At 57.5% G+C, this 9,682-nt stretch carries 7 protein-coding genes; 5 read left to right on the top strand and 2 right to left on the bottom strand.

Features of this window, described 5'->3' with window-relative positions; all coding sequences use genetic code 11:
- Positions 1-54: 54 nt before the first annotated feature.
- Positions 55-1,029: a CNNM domain-containing protein gene (locus LYZ69_06205; protein ID MDV3278043.1), complete on the bottom strand. Its 975-nt coding sequence runs from the start codon at positions 1,027-1,029 to the stop codon at positions 55-57.
- Positions 1,030-1,054: 25 nt separating this feature from the next.
- Positions 1,055-1,720, bottom strand: coding sequence for a UMP kinase (pyrH, locus tag LYZ69_06210; GenBank protein ID MDV3278044.1), 666 nt, complete (start codon positions 1,718-1,720; stop codon positions 1,055-1,057).
- 134 nt (positions 1,721-1,854) lie between these two features.
- Between pyrH and prf1 the strand changes: the two genes are divergently transcribed.
- The 5 genes from prf1 (at position 1,855) to LYZ69_06235 (ending at position 8,831) form a co-directional block, all read left to right on the top strand.
- Positions 1,855-3,105, top strand: a complete 1,251-nt coding sequence (gene prf1, locus LYZ69_06215; protein MDV3278045.1) for a peptide chain release factor aRF-1 — start codon at positions 1,855-1,857, stop codon at positions 3,103-3,105.
- A gap of 65 nt (positions 3,106-3,170) precedes the next feature.
- Positions 3,171-4,391 (top strand): YchF-related putative GTPase, encoded by a 1,221-nt coding sequence (ychF, locus tag LYZ69_06220; protein ID MDV3278046.1) that lies wholly within the window; start codon positions 3,171-3,173, stop codon positions 4,389-4,391.
- 45 nt (positions 4,392-4,436) lie between these two features.
- Positions 4,437-5,432: a DNA primase noncatalytic subunit PriX gene (gene priX, locus LYZ69_06225; protein ID MDV3278047.1), complete on the top strand. Its 996-nt coding sequence runs from the start codon at positions 4,437-4,439 to the stop codon at positions 5,430-5,432.
- 51 nt (positions 5,433-5,483) lie between these two features.
- Positions 5,484-6,308 carry an aldo/keto reductase gene (locus tag LYZ69_06230; GenBank protein MDV3278048.1) on the top strand — a complete coding sequence of 275 codons (825 nt, stop codon included), beginning with the start codon at positions 5,484-5,486 and terminating at the stop codon, positions 6,306-6,308.
- 222 nt (positions 6,309-6,530) lie between these two features.
- Positions 6,531-8,831 carry a valine--tRNA ligase gene (locus LYZ69_06235; GenBank protein MDV3278049.1) on the top strand — a complete coding sequence of 767 codons (2,301 nt, stop codon included), beginning with the start codon at positions 6,531-6,533 and terminating at the stop codon, positions 8,829-8,831.
- The last annotated feature ends 851 nt before the right edge of the window (positions 8,832-9,682 follow it).

Genomic DNA, 9,682 nt, shown 5'->3' on the forward strand with positions numbered 1-9,682 from the left:
AATTCTACAGTGCCACAACTGGCGGTCGTTATAGAATGTTGCCGAGCGGAAGGGTCAGACCTTGACGCCGAGCACCCGCTCTATGATGTCCGAGAGGGTGATCATGCCTATCATCCTGTCGTCGTCATAGACGAAGGCGATTGTCGTACCTGCATCCTGCAGCTTCTCCATGACAGAAACGAGACCCTCGTCCTTCAATACCTTCGCCGGCTGGGTCATGTAATCGAGGATGCTTTCACTAAAGTGATCCCGGTCTATTGCTTTGGACACAGTCCTGAATGTCACCGCTCCGATGTATTCTCGCCTCTTGTCGTCGTACACTGGCATCCTCGGATGGTTCGTCCTGCCCATCAGCTTCAGCGCGTCCAGCACCGTCCCGCCGCTCGGCATTGAGATTATTTGTTCCGCGGGCGTGATCACGTCCAGAGCAGCGCTCCTCGACGAGCCGAGGGCGGAGCGAAGGAGCCTGCCTGCGTCGGGTTCGATGTGGCCTGCCTTCTCGAGCATCGTCACTACGTCCTCGAACTCATCCACCAGGTCGACCTCCTTGTAAGCTGGCTTTCCGACTATGGCCTGCGAGAGCACCCTGGCGAGTGAGGTGAGAGGAACTGCGATGGGCGCGAAGCCGTCCATCAGCAGCTTGGAACTGGGGGCGAGAAACAGCGCCATTCTCAGCGAGTGCTCTATCCCGATTGCCTTCGGCAGCAGAGAGAGTAGAATCATTATCATGAGGGAGCCGACGACCACGCTGTAGACCCATCCAATCGGCCCGAAGGTCTCGGCGAGGATCAAGCCGATGGAGCTGGCCAGCACCACGTTCGAGATGGTGTCCAGCAGGGTCGTCACGCTGATTAGCCTCGTCTTATCGTTGACTATCTCGAGCGCGTGCTTGGCCCTGGAGGAACCGTCGCTGATGGACGAATTCAGCGAAAGGGGATGGAGGGTGAGGTAGGTGGCCTCGACGAGCGAAACCCAGAATGAGACGAAAGTCGCTGCCCCGAGGGCAGCGAAGACTACGGGCTCAACCATGCCTGCGACCCTTCACGCAGCTGCCTCAACTGACTACCGTGCCTATCACTTGGCCGTGGACAGCCTTGAGCACGCCCTTGGGCTTGGCCCCGTTCAAGACCACGAGCTTGACCCGCGACTTCATCAGCTGTTCGACTGCGACCGGGTCGACGATGCTGTGGATTCCCGGCTTGTGCTCGCCGCCGAGAATCTGCTGCATTCGCTCGTAGGAGATTCTGTCGAGCTTCTTCGCCCGCCTGTTTACCCGCGGGTCGGCGGTGAAGATGCCATCCTGGTCAGAGCATTTGATCATCAAGTCGGCCCTCCACCTTTCCGCTACAAGGGCCGCGACTGCGTCCGTCGTTATGCCTGGCTTCAGCCCGCCCATCACGGACATCCTGTTTCTGGATAGCCTCTGGAGCATGGCTTCGACCGAGGTGGGCACAGAGCTGACGCCACCGAACTTCATTGCAACCAGCCTCGCATTAAGCCTAGAGGCGAAGATGGCAATCGTGTCCTGCTGGAAGGAAGAGAGGCCGAGGTCCCTCGCAGACTCGATGAACTTCCTTGAGATCTGGCCCCCTCCGACCACGACGGCGATGGAATGCCCTTCGGCGGTGAGGCTTGAGAGCACAGTCGCGTACTCCTCGACCAGCTTGGCGTTGGGAGGAGACCCCAGTACCGAACCCCCGAATCTCAGAACCACCTTCATCGCATGATACCTGCTTTCGTTGTTTGGTGTCTGTAGGTTTTATAAATGGGTGCGGGTGTTTCGGGTGCAACTGCATGCCTGAGGCACCCCGCTTCAAGAACGACGCTGCCGCCTGACGTAGAGGATACTCCGCATTGTCAACCAAAGCAGACTCTGTCAGGCTATACAAGGTAAGGAAGCTCATCTCTGAGCTCGCCAGCAAGGAGGGAAGAGGAACCGAGCTGGTCACCCTGTACGTGCCTCCGAAGAAGCCCATCCATGAGGTCATAGCCAACCTGCGGGAGGAGTGGGGGACGGCTGGCAACATCAAGTCTGATACGACGAGAAACCACGTCCAAGACGCCCTCACGAGGACGATGCAGAGGCTCAAGCTGTACAGGACGACGCCGGACAACGGGTTGGTCATCTTCTGCGGCGCCCTCCCCACGAACGGCCCCGGGAGCGAGGTCATCAACCTCAACGAGATCGTGCCACCGAAACCGGTCACAGCGTACCTGTACCAGTGCGACGACCACTTCCACCTCGAGTGGCTGAAGGACATGCTGAGAGAGGAGAAGGTCTACGGCATCATCTCGATAGACGCGTCGGAGGCGGGGCTGGGGATACTCAGCGGAGACAGGCTAGAGATCCCCGACCACATCACCTCCGGCATCTCGGGCAAGACGAGGAAGGGAGGACAGAGCGCCAGGAGGTACGAGCGGGGTCGCGAGATGGAGCTCACGTACTACTACACCAGGGTCGGCGAGCACGCCACGAGGGTCTTCATCGACGGAGGGAAGGTGACTGGAATGATAGTGGGCGGCCCTGGGCCGACTAAGGAGGAGTTCCTCAAGGGAGAGTACTTGCACTACGAGCTGCAGAAGAAAGTCCTTGCCGTCCTCGACACTTCCTATTCGGGAAGGGAGGGCGTCAGGGAGCTGGTGGAGAAGGCGGCCGACACACTGCAGGGCGTTAGGCTGGTCGAAGAGAAGAAGCTCGTCCAGAAGTTCCTCCTCGAAGTGAACAGACAGGGCGGCCTCGCGGTCTACGGGCTGCCGCGCGTCCTTGAGGCGCTCCAGAAGGCAAACGCTGAGGTCGTGCTTGTGTCGGACGACCTCAACACTGTGAGGGTAGAGGCGAAGTGCAAGAAGTGCGGGACGACGAAGTCGGAGATGGCTCAGGGCCCGACAAAGGGGCAGAAGATGCAGGAGATGATTTCAGAGCCATGCAAGAAGTGCGGCGCCCTGGAATACGAAGTGGCCGAGAAGGACGTGGTCGACGTCCTGGAAGAATTGGCGTTCCAAGTCGGCTCGAAGGTCGAGGTGATATCGTCAGGGACAGAGGAAGGGAACATGCTCAAGTCGTTCGGCGGCGTTGCCTCGATCCTTCGTTACAGGACCAGCTGATTCAGCCGCTCCGGACCGCAAATGGTTTAATTCCGAGCGTGGCGCCGTAATCAGGAGGTAGTGTTTTGCCACCAATTCGAATAGGCTTGATTGGGAAGACAAACGCCGGGAAGACGACTCTCTTCAACTCCATGACTTTGATGTCGGGTGAGATTTCGAACTATCCCTTCACGACCAAAGCGCCAGAGACGGGCGTGGCGAGCGTAGTGACGCTCTGCGTCCACAAGGAGTTCGGCGTCCAGGACGCCCCCGCCAACTCCAAGTGCGAAGACGGCTGGAGATTCGTGCCTGTCGAGGTAACGGACCTGCCCGGCTTGATTAAGGGGGCGTGGATGGGGAAAGGGCTCGGGAACCAGTTCCTCAGCGTCGCCGCGCAGTCTGACGCCCTGCTTCACGTGGTTGACGCGTCGGGCAGCGTGGACAAGGACGGGAGGATTACCGAACCAGGCACCGGCGACCCGCTGGCAGACTTCGCAGACGTGGAGCTCGAGCTTGTCCTGTGGTACACCAAGCTGTTCAGCAGCAACGTCACGAAGATCTCGAAGCTCTCGAAATCGCCGGGCTACGGGCTGCCGGACGCTGTGGCCGAGGTGCTCCAAGGCATAGGCGTGAGGAAGGAGCACGTGATCAAGGCGCTTAACGAGTCGCTGTTGAAGGAGAAGAATTTCGACAGCTGGAACGAGAAGGACACGCAGAACTTCTGCTGGATTCTGAGGGAGGTCTCGAAGCCGACTTTGATCATAGCGAACAAGATGGACCTGTCGTTCGCAGCCGAGAACTTCCAGAAGCTCAGGGAGACGCACAAGAGTTTGATCGTTGTCCCCACAAGCGGCGAGGCCGAGCTTACGTTGAGGAGAGCTGAGGCGAAGGGACTAATCAAGTATGTGCCGGGAGAAGAGAGGTTCGAGATATTGAGACCCCAGGACCTCAACGACGCGCAACGGAGCGCGTTGGCATACATCAGGAGGAAGGTGTTCGGCGAGTATCTGAGGACGGGCGTGCAGTTCGCGTTGAACATCGCCGTCTTCAAGCTTCTCGCCAACCTAACCGTGTACCCCGTGTATGACCCCGAAAAACTCACGGACAAGGATGGAAGGGTACTTCCAGACGTATATCTCCTACCGAGCGGATCGACAGTGGAAGACTTGGCAAGGGTTATTCATACCGAACTTGCGAAAGGTCTTCTATATGCCGTCGATGTCAGAACTGGCTTGCATCTCCCCTCAAACTATGAGCTGAGGGATAGAGACGTGTTGTCGATAGTGTCAACAGCGAAACGTGGCTAGCAAGAGCCTTAAAGACAGCACGCAGTTCTTTTCACCAGAGGACAGTTGTCGTACCGAGGACCGGCTCTCTCCGACCTGGAACTGAGGTATCCCTTCGCCCCGCGCTCCAGGAGGTTCTTCGAGTCGATCCCGGTGGAGGAGGGGTTGACTAGCAGAGAGGTCGTCCAGCAGGCAGAAGGCCGATTGCTGAACGCTCTCGGGAGAAGGAACTACGAACCACACCTCTCCGAGCTGATCGAGTTCTCGAGCTTCTTCGCAGCCGCCCTCGTGGCGAGCCAAGACGGCTTCCTTGCCTCGAAGTTCTCGAAGAAGGAGGCGGAGAGGGCGAAGGCTTTCTTCATGAAAGAGGGGGCCAAGGCCAAAGTCGCTGTGGTGGCGGAGTGCTTCAACGCTCCAATGACCCCGTTGGACAGCGGAGACCAGATTGCAAGGTACTCTATGAAATTCGAGGACTATCTCACATTGGTCGCCCACTACGAGCTGTCCAAGCAGCCCCGATGGAAGCTTGCGAGGCAGGCGCTCCAGAAGGGCGTGGTCTTCGTGAACGATAACCTGCTCAACGACCTCTTCGGTGACTGCGCCGAGAAGGCGATTGCAGACGGAGTGAAGAACTTGAGGAAGGCGCTCTTCCCGAAGCAACTATCGGAAATCAAGGCCTCGCTCGCGCGGTACATCCCTGTCCAGAAGAGCGGGACTGGAAGAGGGTACCTTTACGTGGACCACCTGTTGAAGCATCCGGTCGCTGACGGAAGGCACAGGCTCGTCTGGCTCGTCCTGGCGCCTTACCTTGTGAACGTCAAGAAGCTCGCGGACGACGAAGCGATAGACGAAATCAGGGCCTTCGTGTCTGTGGCTGGGGAGACGAGTGACATGAGGCGCTTCATCGAGTACAACGTCAGGAGGGCCCGCAGAAATGGCCTTCTACCGCCCACCTTTTCCACGTTGAAGAACGAGCACCCAGACCTCTATTCCCTGCTCCCGAAGGAGGCGTTGGCCACAGACGCGACCCAGAGGCCCAAGTCTTCGAGAGCGCGGCTCTAGCCATCAATCTTCGGAAGGTATAGATGAAGGAAGTGCGGCCGCCCTCTCCAGATGAGGCGCAAGACCTTCGGAAAAACGGGCAGAGAAGCGTCCGAAATTGGTGTGGGCACGTACTACGATCCCCTCTGGATAGCCACGGCATTCATGGGCTGGAGGAGAGGGGCGGCAAAGAAGGTAGAGGCCATCGGGGCGGGGCTGGAGGCCGGGATTACCTTGGTCGACACGGCCGAGGCATACGGGTCAGAACCACTGGTCGCCGAGGCAATCCGCGGAAGGAAGAGAGATAAGTTCTTCGTTGCGACCAAGGCGTGGTCCAACCACCTTCGAAGGGACGCCCTCAAGAGGTCGCTGGAGAAGAGTTTGAAGCGCCTCGGAGTCTCCTACGTGGACCTTTACCAGGTTCACTTCCCCAACAAGCGCGTTCCCATCAGTGAGACCATGGCTGCAATGGAAGACTTCGTGAGAGCAGGGAAGATTCTTCACGTCGGGGTAAGTAACTTCAGCCTCCAACAAATCCAAGAGGCGAATGCGGCACTGCCGAAATCCCAGCTCAGCTCGGTCCAGCTGCCCTACAACTTGATGAACAGAGCGGTAGAGAAGGAGATACTCCCATACTGCGTGCGTGAGAGGATTGCCTTCATTGCGTACTTCCCATTGGCGCATGGCAAGCTCGTGTCGAACCAGAGGCTCGCAGCCGTCTGCGCGAAGTACGGCAAGACGGCGAGTCAGTTAGCGCTCAGGTGGCTCGCAAGGAAGGACGGTGTGTTCCCAATACCCAGGGCGTCGGAGCCGGGCCATGTGGCTGAGGACGCAGCGGCGAGCGGCTGGGACCTGACCGATGAAGACGCGATGCAGTTAGAGCGCCTGTTCAGCTAGTCGCCTGAGGCTTCCCGCTGAGATTTGGGCAAAGCTGGCGTGTGGCCTCCTTCCCGAACCGCCATGCAAACCGCGGTGGGGAAGAGGACGGAAACAAGAGATGGAGTTTAGGAAACCCCAAAAACCGCTCTTAACTTCAAATAGGTCGCGCAACTGACTGGCTGACGTCGTTTGCAGCCACAGTTCTCGGCCAAGCTCGAAGCCACTTCTTGGGACCCAAAGTTGGAAATCGAGATAAGACAGCTCTGGGAATCAGAAAGGTTGTTCGAATTCAAGCCGCATACAAACAAAAATCGCAATTTCGTAATGGACACGCCTCCACCCTATCCGTCTGGGAGGCCTTGGCACCCGGGCGCCTTGACTCAGTATTCGCAAATCGACATGATCGCAAGGGCCGCGCGGATGAGGGGCTACGCCGTGCTCTATCCAGTCGGCATAGACAGGAACGGCCTGCCGGTCGAAATCTTCGCAGAGAGGAAGTACAGGGTCCAGATGAGGAAGACACCGAGGGAGGAATTCATCAATCTGTGCAAGCACGCGCTGGACGACCTCGAGGCGTACATGGTGGGTCTGCTCAAGACAATCGGAGTCTCGGGGGACTTCCAGAACAAGTACCGCACAGACTCCGAAGAATACAGGAAGCTGACGCAGTGGTCGTTCATCGAGATGTGGAAGAAAGGGCTGGTGTACGTGGCAAACAGGCCGAACAACTACTGCGTCGACTGCAGCACGACCATCGCCGACGCAGAAATCGAGTATGAAGAACTCCCCACGTATCTGGTGACCAACAAGTTCAAGGTAAAGGAGACGGGCCAGGAGCTGCTGGTGGCCACAACGAGGCCGGAGCTGCTGGTGGCATGCCAGCTCGTGGTCGTTAATCCGGATGACCCCAGATACAAGAAACTGATTGGCAAGACGGCGATTGTTCCAATCTACAACCAGGAGGTACCAATCAGGGGACACAAGAGCGTTGACCAGGAATTCGGGAGCGGAGTGCTGATGGTGTGCAGCTACGGCGACTACAACGACGTGCTCCTCATCCGCGAGCTCAAGCTGAAGGAGGTCGTCGCTATAGACACGGACGGGAAGATGACCGCTGCGGCTGGCAAGTACGCAGGCATCATGATCAAGGACGCGAGGTCCCAGATCATTCAGGACCTCCAGGAGATGGGCATCGCCACGAAAGTGGAACAGATCCAGCACAGGACGCCGCTCTGCGAAAGGAGCCGGACGCCGATAGAGATCATACCGATGGAGGAGTACTACCTGAAGCAGTTGGAGTTCAGGCCGAAGCTGAAGAAGATGGCGAAGAAAATCGACTTCCATCCGCAGATGCACAGGCAGATTCTGCTTGATTGGATGAACTCCCTCTCCACGGACTACCCTGTGTCTAGGAGGCGGTACTACGCCACAGAGATACCAGTGTGGTACTGCAGCAAGTGCAGCACCCCTCACCTTCCGAAGCCGGGAAGGTACTACAGGCCGTGGCGGGAGGAGGCCCCTTTCAAGAGGTGCAAGAAGTGCGGGAACACGAAGTTCATCGGCGAGACGAGGACATTCGACACGTGGATGGACTCGAGCCTCTCGCCCCTCTACATCACGAGGTACCTGAAGAACAGGAAGTTCTACGGCCTGACATACCCTACCACGATCAGGGTTCAGGGGAAGGACATAGTGCGGACCTGGCTCTACTACACCCTGCTGCGATGTTACCTGCTGACCGGGAGGGCTCCATTCAAGGACGCCTGGGTGGGCGGGCTGGGACAGGACGCGCAGGGGAGGGCGATGAGGAAGAGCCTCGGGAACATCGTCGACCCCGAGCCTGTGCTTGAGAAGTACGGCGCAGATGCGTTCAGGTTCTGGGGAGCCGCGGAGGCGGGGCTGGGGTTCGACTTCAGGTTCAGCGAGGACAGGATTGGCGGCGCCGGCAAACTGCTGACGAAGCTCTGGAATACTGCGCGGTTCATCAGCTCCTTCCCGCAGCCAAAGACGGCGAAGTTGACTTGGACTGATAAGTGGATGCTGAATGAGCTCGCCAAGCTCTCGACCGAGTGCATCGCGGCCTACTCGAAGTTTGACGTCTTCACTGTGGCGACGAGGGTGCGCGAGTTCCTCTGGAACGTTTTTGCGTCGAACTACATCGAGATGGCCAAGGGAAGGGCCTACGGCGACGGCTCGAGCAAGGACGAACAGGAGGCTGCGTGGCTCACGCTCCACGCGGTGGTGAAGGGCCTACTGTTGCTTCTCGCCCCCATAACGCCGTACATCACAGACTATGTGTGGAGGAAGAGCTACGGGACTCAGAGCATTCACTTGGAACGTTTCGCGACCCCGAAGAGGTTCGACGTGAGCGAGAAGGTGAGCCAGAGCATCCTCGAGTTCAACGCGCAGGTATGGAAGAGCAAGAAGGACAAGGGCTTGGCGCTGAAGGACCCAATTGAAACGAGGATTCCGACGAAATTGAAGCCGTTCGAGAAGGACCTCGTCAGGATGCACCACATCCAGGGCCTGGTCAGACACTAGTCAACTGTCGATTATACATCATATGTCGATGATGAGTTCGGCTAGTGCCTGACGTTAAATATCGAATGGGGGACTGCGCGTCAATGTCCCAATGCATCTGGTGCGACTCGCGCTTGGACGACTCCGACCAGCTGCAGGTCGCATACCAAAGTTGCCCAGGGTGCTTATATCCGCTGCCTACTGATTAGTGTGTGGAATCGATCAGGTGTTGGCGGTGCGGTACCGCCGATATAATCAAGAAAGGTCACAGCCACGACGGAAGTAAAAGACAATACTTCTGCAAGCGGTGTCGTCGCCTCTTTGTCTTTCCACAGGAGATTATGCGCTACCGACTAGGCGAGCCTCGTTGTCGTCACTGCAATGTCTTATTGACTGACGATAGCTGGTACCCTTCCGACGGCCGAAGAAGAAATTGGGTATGCATTCCTTGTCATAAGAAGGCAAGGCACCAGTGGATGGTTAGAACCGACTACAATCGGCGTCTTGCAGCGAGGTTGAGAGACGAGGTGATGAGTCACTACGGAGGTAGATGCGTCTGTTGCGGTGAGGGCAGCGTTGAGTTCTTAACGCTTGATCATGTCAACAACGACGGAGCGACCCATAGGAAGGTTATGAACCACGGGAAGAACACGCGTTTTGGTGGATGGAGACTATATCGCTGGTTGAGGGCCCACGACTATCCAGACGAAGTAAAGCTACAGATACTCTGCTGGAATTGCAACGAAGCGAAGCGGTTCTACAAGATTTGTCCCCATCAAAAGAAACTTGGTTCTCCTATTCCCGCAGACCGAGTGTCGTCACTCCTACCTTGACATGGATGCGTAGTCCTCTTCGGACAGCCTGAATTTTTT

Source organism: Nitrososphaerales archaeon (genome assembly GCA_032906765.1).
Classification (GTDB): domain Archaea; phylum Thermoproteota; class Nitrososphaeria; order Nitrososphaerales; family Gagatemarchaeaceae; genus DASPPF01.

Bases quoted from the DNA above. Each gene is read 5' to 3' on its own strand.
- pyrH (MDV3278044.1), bottom strand. From the start codon at position 1,720: ATGAAGGTGGTTCTGAGATTCGGGGGTTCGGTACTGGGGTCTCCTCCC.
- LYZ69_06230 (MDV3278048.1), top strand. From the start codon at position 5,484: ATGAGGCGCAAGACCTTCGGAAAAACGGGCAGAGAAGCGTCCGAAATT.
- LYZ69_06205 (MDV3278043.1), bottom strand. From the start codon at position 1,029: ATGGTTGAGCCCGTAGTCTTCGCTGCCCTCGGGGCAGCGACTTTCGTC.